Below are 17,679 nucleotides of genomic sequence, written 5' to 3'. Positions count from 1 at the left end.
CAGCGCCCGCGTCAGACACCCCACCGCCGCCGTCGACACCCCCGCCCGCACCGCGTTCCACGCCACCCACGCCCGCTCGAAGTGCTCCCGGGCCGCCGTCGGATCCTTCATGGTCGCCAGGTCGTTGTCGAGCGGGATGTTGACGGCGACCGTGGTGAGGAAACCGAGCGCGTAGGCCGCCAGGGCCGCCCACACCCAGCAGCGGTACGGCTGCCCGCGCAGCTGCCACGAGGACACCGCCGTCAGGAGCAGCGCCCCCATGAAACTGAGGAAGAACGCCGGATTCTGGATCACGTCGTTGATGTTCCGCATCACCTCGACGTAGACCCGGTCGTCGCTGCGGGCCAGCGCCGGCATCACGCAGCACGCGAAGATGTAGTGGACGCCCGCGATCAGACCCATCGCGACCGTGGCCGCACCCAGTACGAATCCCGTGCTCCTGCTGTGGGTTGTCATGCCCTTGAGTCAACGGACGGCGGCCCGCCCGGAACATCGCCGAGAAGCGCAGCCGCATAAGCACGCGTCCAGCCGCCATCTCCTCCACCGCCGGTACGAGGGGTTCCGGCCGCGCCAGCGGGAAGGCACTGTAAGAGGGATCGGTTGCTTCAGCCCTCAGGTTCCCGAGCCAGGCGGTGACAGGCACATGGCACTGGGTACGGTCACGGTCGCGTACGAGCTGCGGTTCGACGCCGGGCGGATCTGTCTCGACCTCCTCGCCACCACCCACCCCGAGGAGCGGTTCGACTCCCTCGGTGTGCTGTGCGCCTGGATCACCGGGGCAGGACTGGTCCCCGCGACCACCCCGCTGGCCCACGCCGACCCGTCCTGGCTGGTGGGCTTCCGTGAACTGCGCGGACAGATCGGGCAGTTGGTGCACGGCGGACTGACGCCGGCAGTTCTCCGGCCGTCGTACGACATCGCGCTCGCCCGGGTGAACGAGATCGCCCGTGTCTCACCTCCCGCCCCCCGCGCCGTGCGCGGCGAGGACGGTTCGCTCGTACGTGAGTTGGACGGTCCGCCCGAGTGCGCGGCGCTGCTCGCCGCGATCGCCCGGGATGCCGTGGAGCTCCTCACGGACCCCGTCGCACGGGCCGGACTGCGGCAGTGCGAAGGGGACAACTGCCCGATCGTTTATGTGGATTCGTCCCGGGGGCGCAGGAGGCGCTGGTGCTCCAGTGAGGTCTGTGGGAACCGGGAAAGGGTGGCCCGGCACCGCCGGCGTGCGGCTCTGACGCGCGCCTGACGCCCGGTATGCGGCTTCTGAGAAGGAGTCGTCGACGTGATTTCGATTACACACCGTTTACCTCATCCGTGACATGGGCAGCGGTTGCGATCTCGCCAATGTGGCGGAAATGTAAAGATCACGAGGTGGGAATGTGCTCCCATGTCCCCCTCGTCACGTCACTCAGAAGAAAACTGTCATCTCACGTTGAACATGACGCGGCCCACATCCGTACCCGTGGACGAGCGACCGACTGGGGGAACCCCCGGACATCGGAGGTGGGCGTGCGCAAGGATTCCGTCGTGGCCAATGAACGTGGATCGAGGGCCCGACATCGCATGTCCCAGCCCTCGGAACCTGATGAGGAGCTGATGCGTGCGCTCTATCGCGAGCACGCCGGACCTCTCCTTGCATACGTACTGCGCCTGGTCGCCGGAGACCGGCAGCGCGCCGAGGACGTGGTCCAGGAGACATTGATCCGTGCCTGGAAGAACGCCGGTCAGCTCAATCGGGCGACCGGATCTGTACGCCCCTGGCTGGTGACGGTCGCGCGCCGCATCGTCATCGACGGCCACCGCAGCCGGCAGGCCCGGCCGCAGGAGGTCGATCCGTCGCCGCTGGAGGTCATCCCCGCGGAGGACGAGATCGACAAGGCGCTGTGGTTGATGACGCTGTCGGACGCGCTGGACGACCTGACCCCGGCCCACCGGGAGGTGCTCGTCGAGACGTATTTCAAGGGGCGTACGGTCAACGAGGCCGCCGAGACGCTGGGCATTCCCAGTGGCACGGTGCGGTCCCGGGTGTTCTATGCCCTGCGGTCGATGAAGCTCGCACTGGAGGAGCGGGGGGTGACGGCGTGATGAGTGTTTACGGGGGAAACCAGGGATTCGGTACAGGTGGTTCGGGTATGTCTGGCTCCATGATGGGATCTCCGGGCCCGAGCGAACACGAGACGGTCGGCGCCTACGCTCTCGGCATCCTCGACGACGCCGAGGCAACCGCTTTCGAGGCGCACCTCGCGACCTGTGAGTGGTGCGCCCAGCAGCTCGACGAGCTGGCCGGGATGGAACCGATGCTCGCCGCCCTCGCGGATCTGCCGGGGACCGGTTCGCCCGCGATCGGGGAGTCCCTGTCCGCCAGGCCCAGCCCGCGGCTCGCGGAGAAGCTGGTCGACGAGGTCGCCGAGCGGCGGGCGCAGAAGCGCCGCAAGGGCTTCTACCTGGTGGCGGCCGCGGCAGCGTTGATCATCGGTGGCCCGCTGACGGTCATGGCCGTGAACGGCGGCAGCGGCTCGGGCACGAGCGCCACACCGCTGGCGGCCGGAGCCAAGGCGACCTTCGACAACCTCCCCGACAAGGTCTCGGCCACGGACGCGTCCACCCAGGTCAAGGCGACCGTCGCGATGCAGGAGAAGGCCTGGGGCACCACGGGCGTCGTCGAGCTCAGCAATGTCAAGGGCCCGCTGAAGTGCTCGCTCATCGCCGTCGGCAAGAACGGCGAGCGCGAGACCATGTCCTCCTGGACGGTCCCGAAGTGGGGCTACGGCCTCCCGAACGCCAAGATCGAGGAGGCGAAGGAACCGCTCTACGCCCAGGGCAGCGCGGCCTTCAAGCCCAATGAGATCGACCACTTCGAGGTCATGACCTTCCAGGGTAAGAAGCTCGTCGAGATCGGCGCGTAGTTCTCGTGGAGATCCACGAGTGGCTTACGTAGCTTTGCCGGGTCCCCTTCGCGTACGGTTGACGGCTGCCATGCACGTCAGAAGGGGGCCCGGTGGCCGCTCAGGCTCAACCCGAAACCGCCGTCGGCTCGGATCACGACTCCGTACGCGACCGAGAGATCAGCGTCGAACAGGAACACCTCGACCGGGTGTACCGGCGTCTTGAGGAGAAGATCCACGAGGCCGAGTTCCTGATGAACGACGCGGCCAAGCGCGGTCAGGTCGGCACGCCCGGCGCCCTCGCCGAGCGGGACGCACAGGTCTTCCGGGCGGGAATCCATCTCAACCGGCTCAACAACGAGTTCGAGGACTTCCTCTTCGGGCGCATCGACCTGCTGCTCGGCAAGGACGGCAAGAAGGGGCCGGACGGCGCCTACACGGCCGTAGAGCCTGCCGAGGGTGCCGTGCGGGACGACGACACCGCCGACATCGCCGAGACCCTGCACATCGGGCGGATCGGTGTCCTGGACTCCGAGTACGCGCCGCTCGTCATCGACTGGCGGGCGCCCGCCGCCGCCCCCTTCTACCGCTCCACCCCCGTCGACCCCGGCCGGGTCGTGCGCCGCCGTGTCATCCGCTCCAAGGGCCGCAAGGTGCTCGGCGTCGAGGACGACCTGATGCGCCCCGAGCTCAAGGCCTTCCTCGACGGCAACGAGCTGGCCGTCATCGGCGACGGCGCCCTGATGGCCGCCCTGGGCCAGGCCCGCAGCCACACCATGCGGGACATCGTCGCCTCCATCCAGGCCGAACAGGACCTGGTCATCCGCGCCCCCGCCGCCTCGGTGACCTATGTCGAGGGCGGGCCCGGCACCGGCAAGACGGCCGTGGCGCTCCACCGCGCCGCCTACCTCCTCTACCAGGACCGGCGCCGGTACGCGGGCGGCATCCTGATCGTCTCCCCGACCCCCCTGCTCGTCGCCTACACCGAGGGTGTCCTGCCCTCCCTCGGCGAGGAGGGCCAGGTCGCCATCCGCGCGATCGGCTCGCTCGTCGACGGTGCGGAGGCCACGCTCTACGACTCCCCGTCCACGGCCCGCGCCAAGGGCTCCTACCGCATGCTCAAGGTCCTGCGGAAGGCGGCGCGCGGAGCACTGGAGCTGGGGCCGGACGGCGGTCACGGCGGTCCGGGCACCGACGCGCGCTCGACCACCGCCACCGGTCAGCTCGCCTTCGGCGAGGACGACACGGACGGGCCCGGCGCCCCCACGGGCCCGCCCACCCGTCTGCGGGTCGTCGCCTTCGGCCGCCGTCTGGAGCTGGAGGCCGCCGAGCTGGGCCGTATCCGCCAGGCCGTGCTCGGCGGCACCGCGCCCGTGAACCTGCTGCGCCCCCGCGCCCGCAAGCTGCTCCTCGACGCCCTGTGGGCGCAGTCCGGCGCGGCCGGCCGCCACACCGACCCGGAACTGGCCGCCGAACTGCGGTCCTCCTTCGACGAGGACGTGTCGAGCGAGGACAGCTTCCTCGGCTTCCTCGACGCCTGGTGGCCCGAGCTCACGCCCAAGGCGGTCCTCGCCGCGATGGCCGACGAGCGGCGCCTCGGCCGCTGGGCCCGCCGGATCCTCAACCCGGGCGAGGTCAGGAGGGTCGCCCGCTCGCTCAGACGCGAGGGCCACTCCGTGCACGACATCGCGATGCTCGACGAGCTCCAGTCGATCCTCGGCACCCCGGCCCGCCCCAAGAAGAAGCGCGAACTGGACCCGCTGGACCAGCTCACCGGTCTGGAGGAGCTGATGCCGGTGCGTGAGGAGTCGCAGCGCGAGCGCGCCGAGCGGCTCGCCCAGGAGCGCACCGAGTACGCCCATGTCATCGTGGACGAGGCCCAGGACCTCACCCCGATGCAGTGGCGCATGATCGGCCGCCGCGGCCGGCACGCCACCTGGACCGTCGTCGGCGACCCGGCCCAGTCCTCCTGGTCCGACGTCGACGAGGCGGCCGAGGCGAGGGACGAGGCGCTCGGCACCCGCCCCCGCCGCCGCTTCGAGCTCACCGTCAACTACCGCAACCCGGCCGAGATCGCCGAGCTCGCCGCCAAGGTGCTGGCCCTCGCCATGCCGGGCGCCAAGTCCCCGTCGGCCGTACGGTCCACCGGCGTCGAGCCCCGCTTCACCGTGGTACGGGACTCCCTCGCGCAGGCCGTCCGCGAGGAGGCCGCCCGGCTCCTCGACCGTGTCGACGGCACGGTCGGCGTCGTCGTCGCCATGCAGCGCCGCGAGGAGGCCGCCCGCTGGCTCGCCGGGCTCGGCGACCGGGTGGTGGCCCTCGGCAGCCTGGAGGCGAAGGGCCTGGAGTACGACGCGACGGTCGTCGTCTCGCCCGCGGAGATCGCCGACGAGTCCCCGGCCGGCCTGCGGGTCCTGTACGTCGCCCTCACCCGCGCGACCCAACAGCTGACCATCGTCTCCACCGATCGCGACGCCCCGGACGCGAACGCCGTCCCCGACCTGCTGAGGGACTAGCACCTGCTCCATCGAAGTTAAGAACCGGATGAACTCTCGGCACGGGAATGGCCTTACGGGATCTGTTTGTTAGCCTGGGTGTGGCACCGGCCCGATCCAAGCCCCCGGGCCCAACCTTCGTCGCTACGAGCGACCACTTGCCGCGAGGCGAGCATGGCGGGTCGGTGCCACTACTGCATTTCCCGGGGGATAACCCCCGGACCCCCAGCAGAGAAGCAGGTCGACCGGCGCGGACATCGCGAGGCGAGCCTGAGTGAACGAGCGGGAGGCCCGCGTCACCATGTGACGCGGGCCTCTTTTGCTGTGAACAAAACGATCGCAATCCGGAGCGGCTAACGCCTACTCGGCAGTAGGTGCGACCATCGGACGGCATACCCAGCGTCACGGTGAAAGCAGAGGAAGTCGGCCATGGCAACGGCGCCCAGCGTCTCCTACTCCATTACGGTCCGGTTGGAGGTGCCCGCGAGCGGAACCGCGGTCTCCCAGATCACCACGGCCGTAGAGTCCCACGGAGGCTCGGTGACCGGCCTCGACGTGACCGCCTCCGGCCACGAGAAGCTCCGCATCGACGTCACCATCGCGGCGAGCTCCACGGCCCACGCCGACGAGATCGTCACACAGCTGCGCGGCATCGAGGGCGTCACCCTCGGCAAGGTCTCCGACCGTACGTTCCTGATGCACCTCGGCGGCAAGATCGAGATGGCGTCGAAGCACCCCATCCGCAACCGTGACGACCTCTCCATGATCTACACGCCGGGTGTGGCCCGCGTCTGCATGGCGATCGCCGAGAACCCCGAGGACGCCCGCCGCCTCACCATCAAGCGCAACTCCGTTGCGGTCGTGACGGACGGCTCGGCCGTGCTGGGCCTGGGCAACATCGGCCCCAAGGCCGCCCTCCCGGTCATGGAGGGCAAGGCGGCCCTCTTCAAGCGGTTCGCCGGCATCGACGCCTGGCCGCTGTGCCTCGACACCCAGGACACCGACGCGATCGTCGAGATCGTGAAGGCGATCGCCCCCGGGTTCGCCGGCATCAACCTCGAGGACATCTCCGCGCCCCGCTGCTTCGAGATCGAGGCGCGGCTGCGCGAGGCCCTCGACATCCCCGTCTTCCACGACGACCAGCACGGCACCGCGATCGTCGTCCTCGCCGCCCTGACGAACGCACTTCGCGTCACCGGCAAGGCAATTGAGAACATCCGGGTCGTCATGTCGGGCGCCGGCGCGGCCGGTACGGCCATCCTCAAGCTGCTGCTCGCCGCGGGCGTCAAGAACGCCGTCGTCGCCGACATCCACGGCGTCGTGCACACCGGCCGCGAGGACCTGCGCGAGGCCGCGATCGACTCGCCGCTGCGCTGGATCGCCGACAACACCAACCCCGAGGGCCTGACCGGCACCCTCAAGGAGGCCGTCCGCGGCGCCGACGTCTTCATCGGTGTCTCCGCCCCGAACGTCCTCGACGGCGACGACGTGGCCGCCATGGCCGACGGCGCGATCGTGTTCGCGCTCGCGAACCCCGACCCCGAGGTCGACCCGGCAATCGCGCGTCAGACGGCGGCCGTTGTCGCCACCGGCCGCTCCGACTTCCCGAACCAGATCAACAACGTGCTGGTCTTCCCGGGCGTCTTCCGCGGTCTGCTGGACGCCCAGTCCCGCACGGTCAACACCGAGATGATGCTGGCCGCCGCAACCGCTCTCGCGGACGTGGTGACCGAGGACGAGCTGAACCCGAACTACATCATCCCGAGCGTCTTCAACGACAAGGTCGCGGGCGCGGTGGCCGGTGCGGTGCGGGAGGCGGCGAAGTCTGCGGCAGCCTCGTAAGGGCTTGCAAGGGCTTTTCCGGGGGCTGTGAGGATCGCCACGGCAAGGCCTTGCACCGGCGCGTCGTGGAACCTGACCCTGCTGGTCGGCGTTTATCGTGTCGGCCAGGCTCAGGCCCTCTTTTCGTGTGACTCCCAAGGGTGTTCTCACGACTCCTGCGGGTGCCGGATTGGCTTTCGCGCCGCAGGTAGGGGCAGGATGCGTCCCTGGGCGCGAGGGGTCTGACCACGGACCCGGGCCCGGGGCCTCTCCGAGGACCCTGGCAGCATCGGCTTCACCGTGCCCGATATGCGGCTCCGCCGCGTGGCACGCCTCAACGGCAAGAAGAACACGGGAGTAACAACATGAACCGCAGTGAGCTGGTGGCCGCGCTGGCCGACCGCGCCGAGGTGACCCGCAAGGACGCCGACGCCGTGCTGGCCGCGTTCGCCGAGACCGTCGGCGAGATCGTCGCCAAGGGCGACGAGAAGGTCACCATCCCCGGCTTCCTGACCTTCGAGCGCACCCACCGTGCCGCTCGCACCGCGCGCAACCCGCAGACCGGCGACCCGATCCAGATCCCGGCCGGCTACAGCGTCAAGGTCTCCGCGGGCAGCAAGCTCAAGGAAGCCGCGAAGGGCAAGTAAGCGCTCCGCTTCGAGCGCCGGGTGACTGCAGGCCGTCTCTCGGCCGGCGGGACCGCCGTGGCTGGTCGCGCCCGCGCGGCGGTAGCCGCATGTAGATGCAGCCCCGCGCCCCTCTCGGGGGCGCTCAGCACAAACGCCGATGGGGCGGTCACCCGGACTTGGGTGACCGCCCCATCAGCGTTCGTACGGCTGCCGTTTACCCGAGCGCCTTGCCCGGCAGCTCGACCTTGGCGCCCAGCTCCACGAGCTTCTCCATGAAGTTCTCGTAGCCACGGTTGATGAGGTCGATGCCGTGGACGCGGGACGTGCCCTGGGCCGCCAGGGCGGCGATGAGGTACGAGAAGCCGCCGCGGAGGTCCGGGATGACCAGGTCGGCGCCCTGGAGTTTCGTCGGGCCCGAGACGACGGCCGAGTGCAGGAAGTTGCGCTGGCCGAAGCGGCAGTCGGAGCTGCCCAGGCACTCGCGGTACAGCTGGATGTGAGCGCCCATCTGGTTCAGGGCGGAGGTGAAGCCGAGACGGGACTCGTAGACCGTCTCGTGGATGATCGACAGGCCCGTGGCCTGCGTGAGGGCGACCACGAGCGGCTGCTGCCAGTCCGTCTGGAAGCCCGGGTGCACGTCCGTTTCCAGCGCGATGGACTTCAACTGGCCGCCGGGGTGCCAGAAACGGATGCCCTCGTCGTCGATCTCGAAGGCCCCGCCCACCTTCCGGTAGGTGTTCAGGAACGTCATCATCGAGCGCTGCTGGGCGCCGCGGACATAGATGTCGCCCTCGGTCGCCAGCGCGGCGGACGCCCAGGAGGCGGCCTCCAGGCGGTCCGGGAGCGCGCGGTGGTTGTAGCCGCCGAGCCGGTCCACACCCGTGATGCGGATGGTGCGGTCGGTGTCCATCGCGATGATGGCGCCCATCTTCTGCAGGACGCAGATCAGGTCCTCGATCTCCGGCTCCACGGCCGCGTTCGAGAGCTCCGTGACACCCTCCGCGAGGACGGCCGTCAGCAGCACCTGCTCGGTCGCGCCCACGGACGGGTACGGCAGCCGGATCTTCGTGCCGCGCAGCCGCTGCGGCGCCTCCAGGTACTGTCCGTCCGCCCGCTTCTCGATGCGCGCGCCGAACTGCCGCAGCACCTCGAAGTGGAAGTCGATCGGCCGGCCGCCGATGTCGCAGCCGCCGAGACCCGGGATGAACGCGTGCCCGAGGCGGTGCAGCAGCGGACCGCAGAACAGGATCGGGATACGGCTGGAACCCGCGTGCGCGTCGATGTCCGCGACATTCGCACTCTCCACGTGCGACGGGTCCATCACCAGCTCGCCCGGCTCCTCACCCGGACGGACCGTCACGCCGTGCAGCTGCAGCAGTCCGCGTACGACACGAACGTCCCGGATGTCCGGAACATTGCGCAGTCGACTCGGTTCACTGCCCAGCAGGGCGGCGACCATTGCCTTCGGTACGAGGTTCTTCGCACCGCGGACACGGATCTCGCCCTCCAGCGGGGTTCCGCCGTGGACAAGCAGGACATCGTCGTTGACGGTCATGTATCTCGCGTTCCGATGAGTGGGGCAGGGGCCAGAAGGGAAAGGGTAATCGCCGCCCACCCCCCTTCTGTAAGCCCAAGGGCGGCCCGGCTACGTCATAGCTGTGTCACAACACGAACCGTTCCCTGGTGGGCACATGGGGTCACCGGCCCTCCCGTGCGCCCAGGGTGCTTCATTCCTCCCTGAGCTGCATTCACCCGGTAACCGCCATTGCCTCCCCACGCGGAGGCAAGATGCGGGATCATGTCTGCCATGACCGAGGTGTCCTCGCTCACAGGGCGGTTGCTCGTGGCAACGCCCGCCCTGGCGGACCCGAACTTCGACCGTGCGGTGGTGCTCCTTCTCGACCACGACGAGGAGGGCTCCCTCGGTGTCGTCCTCAACCGGCCCACCCCGGTGGACGTCGGCGACATCCTGGAGGGCTGGGCGGATCTCGCGGGTGAACCCGGCGTCGTCTTCCAGGGCGGCCCGGTGTCCCTCGACTCGGCCCTGGGGGTCGCCGTCATCCCGGGCGGCGCGACCGTCGACGGGGCGCCGCTGGGCTGGCGCAGAGTGCACGGCGCGATCGGTCTGGTCGACCTGGAGGCACCGCCCGAGCTGCTCGCCTCGGCCCTCGGCTCCCTGAGGATCTTCGCCGGATACGCCGGCTGGGGCCCCGGCCAGCTGGAGGACGAGCTGGTGGAGGGCGCCTGGTACGTGGTCGAGTCCGAGCCCGGCGACGTCTCCTCGCCGTCCCCGGAGAGACTCTGGCGCGAGGTGCTGCGCCGCCAGCGCAACGAGCTGGCGATGGTGGCCACGTATCCGGACGACCCGTCGCTCAACTGATCCGTGTGACCTTCAGTACCCTTGGCACTTATGAGCACTCTTGAGCCCGAGCGCGGGACTGGTACGGGGACCCTCGTAGAGCCGACGCCACAGGTGTCGCACGGCGACGGCGACCACGAGCGCTTCGCCCACTACGTCCAGAAGGACAAGATCATGGCGAGCGCCCTCGACGGGACGCCCGTCGTGGCGCTGTGCGGCAAGGTCTGGGTGCCCGGCCGCGACCCGAAGAAGTACCCCGTGTGTCCCATGTGCAAGGAGATCTACGAGTCCATGGGCGCCGGCGGCGACAAGGGCAAGGACGGCGACAAGTAGTCCTGCCTTCGGCCCGAGGCAGGTGATCCCGCCTCCGGCTCGAGCTCGGCGAGGCCCCGGGGCGCGTTTCGGCGCGTCTGCGGGGCCTCGGTCGCGTGCAGAGGCGCCGGCGGCCCGGACCGGGGCGTGGACGATGCGGGCAGCGGCCTTCCGCTTCCGCGACGGGCCGCGATTCCGCTTCCGCGCCGATGACGACTCCGGTGCCGGTGTTCTTCGTACTCGTACAGCGACGGCCGGTCTCCGGGCCGGGCAGAGCGGTAAAGGACTGACGTGACTTCAGAGACGGAACTGATTCCGACGCCCCGCAGCCTCGTCACCGGTGCCGGCGAGGTGCGGCTGACGGCCGGTTCCCGGCTCTACGCCGGTACGGCGACGGAGGGCGTCGGCCGCTGGCTGCGCACCGTCCTCTGGCAGGCCACCGGGCTGCCCCTGCCGGAGGGGCGGGAACCCGACGACGCACACGGCGACGGCATCGCGCTCCGGCTCGGCCCAGGGCTCGGTCCCGAGGAGTACCGCCTCGTCAGCGACCGCAGCGGCGTCCTCATCGAGGGCGGCGGCGCGGCCGGTGTCTTCTGGGGTGCCCAGACGCTGCGGCAGCTCCTCGGCCCCGACGCCTACCGCAGGGCCCCGCTCGACCGCGACCGCACCTGGGCCGTGCCGCACCTCACGGTCGAGGACTCCCCACGCTTCCGCTGGCGCGGTCTCATGCTCGACGTCGCCCGGCACTTCATGCCCAAGGAAGGCGTCCTGCGCCACCTCGACCTGATGGCCGCGCACAAACTCAACGTCTTCCACTTCCACTTGACGGACGACCAGGGCTGGCGCATCGAGATCAAGAGGCACCCACGGCTGACCGAGGTCGGCTCCTGGCGGTCGCGCACCAGATTCGGCCACCGGGCCTCACCGCTGTGGGAGGAGAAGCCGCACGGTGGCTTCTACACCCAGGACGACATCCGCGAGATCGTCGCGCACGCCGCCGAGCGGCATATCACCGTCGTCCCCGAAATCGACGTACCCGGCCACTCGCAGGCCGCCATCGCCGCATACCCGGAACTCGGCAACACCGACGTCATCGCTGCATCCTCCAAGGGAGACACCGCCCTCTCCGTCTGGGACGACTGGGGGATCTCTGCCAACGTACTGGCCCCCACTGACAACACCCTGCGCTTCTACGAGGGGGTGTTCGAGGAACTCCTCGGACTGTTCCCGTCGGAGTTCATCCACGTCGGCGGCGACGAATGCCTCAAGGACCAGTGGCGGCAGTCTCCGGCCGCGCAGGCCCGCATCAGGGAACTCGGGCTCGCGGACGAGGACGAGCTGCAGGCCTGGTTCATCGGTCACTTCGACAAGTGGCTGACCGCGCGCGGGCGCAGGCTCATCGGCTGGGACGAGATCCTGGAGGGCGGGCTCGCGCCGGGCGCGGCCGTGTCCTCGTGGCGCGGGTACGGGGGCGGGCTCGCGGCGGCCCGGGCCGGTCACGACGTGGTCATGTGCCCCGAGCAGTACGTGTACTTGGACCACCGCCAGGCGGCGGGCGAGGACGAGCCGGTGCCGATCGGATATGTGCGCACCCTGGAGGACGTCTACCGGTTCGAGCCCGTTCCACCGGAGTTGACATCCGCCCAGGCAGAACATGTGCTCGGCACGCAGGCCAATGTGTGGACCGAGGTGATGGAGGACCCCGCACGGGTGGACTACCAGACGTACCCGCGGCTTTCGGCCTTCTCGGAGGTGGCCTGGAGTGCGCTTCCCGCCCCGGCGGAACGGGACTTCGCCGGCTTCGAGCGGCGGATGGCCGTCCACTACCGGCGACTTGACGCCCTGGGAGTGGGCTACCGGCCGCCGACCGGGCCACTGCCCTGGCAGAAACGTCCCGGCGTGCTCGGGCGGCCACTGGACGGGGCGCCCCCGAACAGGTGAGTGAGCCCCCGAACAGGTAAGGCAAAAACGTCGTAAGCATCACCGAAGAGTGGCAATTCGTGCGCACCGGTGATGCCGTGCGAAAACGGACCATCTCCCTGGTGAAGTGGGCGAATGCCTCCTAGCGGACCCCCGTCTTCGGGGCTTGCGAAGATGTGCCAGAGTTGCCACGTCCGCCCTGTCAGCACGTACCGTACGGCAGCACAGGTGGGACCAGGTGGGGCAGCGGGAAGGGGCAGCCGGTTTTGACCACGCACGCACCGCAGGCGGCGCAGGCCGTCACGCTGCCCACAACGCTGGACGAGGCCGTGGCGGCACTCACCGCCGTGCCCGCCGCCGTCCCGGTGGCCGGCGGCACCGACCTCATGGCAGCCGTCAACTCCGGGCAGCTCAGGCCCGCCGCACTGGTCGGTCTCGGCAGGATCAGCGAGATCCGCGGCTGGCAGTACCAGGACGGACACGCCCTGCTCGGCGCCGGGCTCACGCACGCGCGCATGGGGCGCCCGGACTTCGCGGCACTGATCCCGGCGCTCGCCGCCGCCGCGCGCGCCGCGGGCCCGCCGCAGATCCGCAACGCGGGCACCCTGGGCGGCAACATCGCCACGGCGTCCCCCACCGGGGACGCGCTGCCGGTGCTGGCCGCCCTGGAAGCGACACTGATCATCGCGGGCCCGGGCGGAGCCCGCCGGGAGATCCCGGTGTCGCACCTGCTGGCCGCGGTCGACATGCTGCGCGCCGGCGAACTCATCGGGTACGTGCGCGTGCCGCTGCTGCACGCGCCGCAGGTGTTCCTGAAGGCGACCGGCCGGACCGGCCCCGGACGCGCGGTCGCGTCCGTCGCGCTCGTCCTGGACCCCGCCCGGCGCGGAGTCAGGTGCGCCGTCGGTGCCATAGCGCCGATGCCGCTCAGGCCCCTGGACGCCGAGCAGTGGGTCGCCCGGCTCATCGACTGGGACAACGGCCGGACGATCGTCCCGGAGGCGCTGACCGCCTTCGGGGAGTACGTCGCGGCGGCCTGCATCCCCGACCCCGTTCCCGAACCGGACGGCACCGTCCAACAGCTTCCGCCCGCCGTACTGCACCTGCGGCGCACCGTCGCCGCGCTGGCCCGACGAGCACTGGGGAGGGCGCTGTCGTGACCGACGACCAGCACGGAGAGGGCACACCCCACGGCGGCGGCCGCTGGGACCCGCTGCCCCAGGGCGACTACGACGACGGCGCCACCGCCTTCGTGAAACTCCCCGAAGGCGGCATCGACGCCCTCCTGGCCTCCGCCGACAGCCCCCTTGCGGCGCCGGGCCACGGCTATGTGCCGCCGCCGATAACGGCCGATCCCGGCGCGGGCGCGGGGACCGACCCGGCGGCGACCGGCAACTGGGCCGTGCCCGCCGACGGCGCCCAGTGGCCCGACCCCAACGCCGTGCCGCAGGACACCACGGGCGACCGGTTCTCGTACAACCCCGCGGCCACCCAGCAGTGGAACTTCGGGGAGACGGCGACCCAGGAGTCCGCCCCCGCGCCCGGTCACGATGTGACCGGGCAGTGGTCGATCCCCGTGGCCGGAGGCGACCTTCCGGACGAATCGGGCGAGTTCACCACATCGTCCCTGGTCCAGCAGTGGGGTGGCACTCCGCCGGCCACGCTCCCGGGCGGTGCCCCCGCCCCCTGGGCGACGGAGGCCGCGGGACAGTCCTGGGGGCAGCCGCAGACCGAGGAGCCGACGGCGCCCGAGGACGGCGACGGGCACGCGCGCGAACACGCCGCCGAGCCTGCGGCCGGTGCGGGACACGCTTACGAGCGGCCCCCGGCCCACACCGACGGCCGTTCTGCCGAGCACGCCGACGCCGCGCACGCGCCGGTGGAGCCGGATGTGGCCGGGCACGAGTCCGAGAGCGCGCGGGCGCACCACCCCGAGCAGTCCGGCCCTCAGGCCGACGAATACGGGACTCCGCCCGCCGGCGCCTACACGGAGACGCCTGCCGACACGGCCGCCTCACAGCCCGCGCACGGGCCCGGTGAGGCCGCTGGGGCGGCGGAGAGTACCCAGGAGGCCGCAGAGGCGCCTGAGGGGGCCGTGGAGCCCCTCGCGGAGCCCGCGGCGGATGCCCGCCCGGACGGCGCCGGACCGTCCGCGCGGACGGCGACCGAACCCGCCGCCTCCAACACGCCCGACACTCCGGACAGTTCGGGCACTTCGGTCGACCCGGAAGCGGCCGACGGTTCCGACGCCGACGCCGCCGACGAGGCCCCGCCGCCCCCCGGCGAGGAGCACCCCCTCGCCTCCTACGTCCTGCGCGTCAACGGCGTCGAGCGCCCCGTCTCCGACGCCTGGATCGGCGAATCGCTGCTCTACGTGCTGCGCGAGCGGCTCGGTCTCGCGGGCGCCAAGGACGGCTGCTCCCAGGGCGAGTGCGGGGCCTGCAACGTCCAGGTCGACGGACGCCTCGTGGCTTCCTGCCTGGTGCCCGCCGTGACCGCCGCCGGCAGCGAGGTCCGTACCGTCGAGGGCCTCGCCGTCGACGGACAGCCCTCGGACGTGCAGCGCGCCCTCGCCCGGTGCGGCGCCGTGCAGTGCGGTTTCTGCGTGCCCGGCATGGCGATGACCGTGCACGACCTGCTGGAGGGAAACCCGGCGCCGACCGAGCTGGAGACCCGCCAGGCCCTGTGCGGCAACCTGTGCCGCTGCTCCGGCTACCGGGGCGTCGTGGAGGCCGTCCAGGAGGTCGTCGCCGAACGCGAGGCGCACTCCGAAGGCGACGCTTCCGAACAGGACGGCGACGAGGCACGTATCCCTCACCAGGCGGGTCCCGGAGCCGGCGGTGTCAACCCGTCGGCGTTCGAGTCACCCGGGTTCCCCGCGCCGTCGGGACCCCATGACCAGGCGTACGGACAGGACGGAGGCCAGGCGTGAGCAACGAAGCCGCCACCGCGACCACCGCCGCGGAGGCCGCACCCGCTCCCGAGCAGCTGCCGCACGGCCTCGGCGCCTCCCTGCCGGCCGCCGACACCCGTGCCAAGACCGAGGGCACGTTCCCGTACGCGGCGGACCTGTGGGCCGAGGGCCTGCTGTGGGCCGCCGTACTGCGCTCCCCGCACCCGCACGCGCGCATTGTGTCCATCGACACGTCCCACGCGCGCGAGATGCCGGGCGTGCGGGCCGTCGTCACGCACGAGGACGTGCCGGGCACCGCCCGCCACGGCCGCCGCAACGCCGACCGGCCCGTGTTCGCCTCCGACGTCGTGCGCCACCACGGCGAGCCCATCGCCGCCGTCGCAGCCGACCACCCGGACACCGCGCGGATGGCCGCCGCGGCCGTCATCGTCGAGTACGAAGCACTCGACCCGGTGACCGACCCCGAGCAGGCCTTCGAGGCCGAGCCGCTGCACCCCGACGGCAACCTGATCCGGCACATCCCGCTGCGCCACGGCGACCCGGACGCGGTCGGCGAGATCGTCGTCGAGGGCCAGTACCGCATCGGCCGCCAGGACCCGGCCCCCATCGGCGCCGAGGCCGGCCTCGCCGTGCCCCGCCCCGACGGCGGCGTCGAGCTGTACCTCGCCTCCACCGACCCGCACGCGGACCGCGACACCGCCGCCGCCTGCTACGGCCTCGAACCCGAACGCGTCAAGATCGTCGTCACCGGGGTCCCCGGCGCCACGGCCGACCGCGAGGACCAGGGCTTCCAACTCCCGCTGGGCCTGCTGGCGTTGAAGACCGGCTGCCCGGTGAAGCTCACCGCGACGCGCGAGGAGTCCTTCCTGGGGCACACCCACCGCCACCCGACCCTCCTGCGCTACCGGCACCACGCCGACGCCGAGGGCAGGCTGGTGAAGGTCGAGGCGCAGATCCTCCTCGACGGGGGCGCGTACGCCGACACGTCCTCCGAGGCCCTCGCGGCCGCCGTCGGCTTCGCCTGCGGCCCCTATGTCGTCCCGAACGCCTTCATCGAGGGCTGGGCCGTACGCACCAACAACCCGCCCTCCGGCCATGTGCGCGGCGAGGGCGCGATGCAGGTGTGCGCCGCCTACGAGGCCCAGATGGACAAGCTGGCGAAGAAGCTGGGCATGGATCCGGCGGAACTGCGCCTGCGCAACGTGATGGCCACCGGGGACGTACTCCCGACGGGCCAGACGGTGACCTGCCCGGCCCCGGTGGCGGAGCTGTTGCAGGCCGTCCGCGACTTCCCGCTCCCCCCGCTGCCCAAGGACACCCCCGAGGACGAGTGGCTGCTGCCCGGCGGCCCCGAGGGCGCGGGTGAACCGGGCGCGGTGCGCCGGGGCGTGGGCTACGGACTGGGCATGGTCCACATGCTCGGCGCGGAGGGCGCCGACGAGGTCTCCACGGCGACGGTCAAGGTCCAGGACGGCGTCGCGACCGTGCTCTGCGCGGCCGTCGAGACGGGGCAGGGATTCACCACGCTGGCCCGCCAGATCGTCCAGGAGACCCTCGGCATCGACGAGGTGCACGTGGCGCCCGTCGACACCGACCAGCCGCCCGCCGGTGCGGGCTGCCGCGGCCGCCACACATGGGTGTCCGGCGGTGCGGTGGAGCGCGCGGCCAAGATGGTCCGCACGCAGCTTCTGCAGCCCCTGGCGCACAAGTTCGGCATGTCGACCGAGCTGCTTCAGATCACCGACGGCAAGATCACCTCGTACGACGGCGTCCTGTCGACCACCGTCACCGAGGCGATGGACGGCAAGGAACTGTGGGCCACGGCCCAGTGCAGACCCCATCCCACGGAGCCGCTGAACGAGGCCGGTCAGGGTGATGCCTTCGTCGGCATGGCGTTCTGCGCGATCCGCGCGGTCGTCGACGTCGACATCGAGCTCGGTTCGGTACGGGTCGTGGAGCTGGCGCTCGCCCAGGACGTCGGCCGGGTCCTCAACCCGGCCCAGCTGGCCGCCCGTATCGAGGCGGGCGTGACGCAGGGAGTGGGCATCGCGTTGACGGAGAACCTGCGCACCGCGCGCGGGTTGATCCGCCACCCCGACCTGACGGGCTACGCCCTGCCGACCGCCCTGGACGCCCCGGACATCCGGATCGTCAAGCTCGTCGAGGAACGCGACGTGGTCGCCCCCTTCGGCGCGAAGGCCGTCAGCGCGGTGCCGGTGGTCACCTCCCCGGCCGCCATCGCCTCCGCCGTACGGGCCGCCACGGGCCGCCCGGTGAACCGGCTCCCGATAAGACCGCAGGCCGCCGTGGTGACCGACCGGTGACCGCACAACTGGCGTTCGTGCTG

13 protein-coding genes and 1 pseudogene are annotated in these 17,679 nt (G+C 71.1%); 12 read left to right on the top strand and 2 right to left on the bottom strand.

What is annotated here, in order from left to right:
• Nucleotides 1-75 precede the first annotated feature (75 nt).
• Nucleotides 76-261: pseudogene (locus ACWCRD_RS14625) on the bottom strand (anthrone oxygenase family protein); the annotation flags it as partial.
• 382 nt (nt 262-643) lie between these two features.
• Here ACWCRD_RS14625 and ACWCRD_RS14620 point away from each other — a divergent pair.
• The 6 genes from ACWCRD_RS14620 to ACWCRD_RS14595 all read left to right on the top strand — a co-directional run bounded on the left by ACWCRD_RS14620 (nt 644) and on the right by ACWCRD_RS14595 (nt 7,845).
• Nucleotides 644-1,243 (top strand): CGNR zinc finger domain-containing protein, encoded by a 600-nt coding sequence (locus ACWCRD_RS14620; RefSeq protein WP_450966176.1) that lies wholly within the window; start codon nt 644-646, stop codon nt 1,241-1,243.
• A gap of 317 nt (nt 1,244-1,560) precedes the next feature.
• Complete coding sequence (locus ACWCRD_RS14615; RefSeq protein WP_010039908.1) at nt 1,561-2,082, top strand: sigma-70 family RNA polymerase sigma factor; 522 nt, start codon at nt 1,561-1,563, stop codon at nt 2,080-2,082.
• Complete coding sequence (locus tag ACWCRD_RS14610; RefSeq protein ID WP_450966175.1) at nt 2,082-2,903, top strand: anti-sigma factor family protein; 822 nt, start codon at nt 2,082-2,084, stop codon at nt 2,901-2,903. Before ACWCRD_RS14615 ends, ACWCRD_RS14610 begins: the two co-directional genes overlap by 1 nt.
• A gap of 92 nt (nt 2,904-2,995) precedes the next feature.
• Complete coding sequence (locus ACWCRD_RS14605; protein WP_450966174.1) at nt 2,996-5,398, top strand: HelD family protein; 2,403 nt, start codon at nt 2,996-2,998, stop codon at nt 5,396-5,398.
• 408 nt (nt 5,399-5,806) lie between these two features.
• Entirely contained in the window at nt 5,807-7,219 is a 1,413-nt protein-coding gene (locus ACWCRD_RS14600) for a malic enzyme-like NAD(P)-binding protein (protein ID WP_450966173.1), read from the top strand.
• 344 nt (nt 7,220-7,563) lie between these two features.
• Nucleotides 7,564-7,845 carry an HU family DNA-binding protein gene (locus tag ACWCRD_RS14595; protein WP_007382399.1) on the top strand — a complete coding sequence of 94 codons (282 nt, stop codon included), beginning with the start codon at nt 7,564-7,566 and terminating at the stop codon, nt 7,843-7,845.
• Between the two features lie 196 nt (nt 7,846-8,041).
• On the opposite strand, the gene murA is transcribed toward ACWCRD_RS14595, so the two are convergent.
• The gene (gene murA, locus ACWCRD_RS14590; RefSeq protein WP_450966172.1) at nt 8,042-9,382 is read right to left on the bottom strand and encodes a UDP-N-acetylglucosamine 1-carboxyvinyltransferase; all 1,341 of its coding nucleotides are present in this window, start codon (nt 9,380-9,382) and stop codon (nt 8,042-8,044) included.
• A gap of 252 nt (nt 9,383-9,634) precedes the next feature.
• Here murA and ACWCRD_RS14585 point away from each other — a divergent pair, with 252 nt between their 5' ends.
• The 6 genes from ACWCRD_RS14585 (at nt 9,635) to ACWCRD_RS14560 (ending at nt 17,656) form a co-directional block, all read left to right on the top strand.
• On the top strand, nt 9,635-10,207 hold the full coding sequence (locus tag ACWCRD_RS14585) for a YqgE/AlgH family protein (RefSeq protein ID WP_266955832.1): 573 nt from the start codon (nt 9,635-9,637) through the stop codon (nt 10,205-10,207).
• A gap of 30 nt (nt 10,208-10,237) precedes the next feature.
• Entirely contained in the window at nt 10,238-10,519 is a 282-nt protein-coding gene (locus tag ACWCRD_RS14580; protein WP_078912757.1) for a DUF3039 domain-containing protein, read from the top strand.
• Nucleotides 10,520-10,789: 270 nt separating this feature from the next.
• A complete protein-coding gene (locus ACWCRD_RS14575) occupies nt 10,790-12,439 on the top strand; it encodes a beta-N-acetylhexosaminidase (RefSeq protein ID WP_450966171.1) in 1,650 nt (549 codons plus the stop codon).
• A gap of 245 nt (nt 12,440-12,684) precedes the next feature.
• Nucleotides 12,685-13,578, top strand: a complete 894-nt coding sequence (locus ACWCRD_RS14570) for an FAD binding domain-containing protein (protein WP_115907883.1) — start codon at nt 12,685-12,687, stop codon at nt 13,576-13,578.
• The gene (locus tag ACWCRD_RS14565) at nt 13,575-15,350 is read left to right on the top strand and encodes a 2Fe-2S iron-sulfur cluster-binding protein (protein ID WP_450966170.1); all 1,776 of its coding nucleotides are present in this window, start codon (nt 13,575-13,577) and stop codon (nt 15,348-15,350) included. Before ACWCRD_RS14570 ends, ACWCRD_RS14565 begins: the two co-directional genes overlap by 4 nt.
• Nucleotides 15,347-17,656: a xanthine dehydrogenase family protein molybdopterin-binding subunit gene (locus tag ACWCRD_RS14560; RefSeq protein ID WP_450966169.1), complete on the top strand. Its 2,310-nt coding sequence runs from the start codon at nt 15,347-15,349 to the stop codon at nt 17,654-17,656. The genes ACWCRD_RS14565 and ACWCRD_RS14560 overlap by 4 nt, the downstream gene beginning before the upstream one ends.
• The last annotated feature ends 23 nt before the right edge of the window (nt 17,657-17,679 follow it).

The organism is Streptomyces sp. NPDC002092 (assembly GCF_053593775.1).
This window is presented reverse-complemented; position numbering and strand designations above follow the sequence as displayed.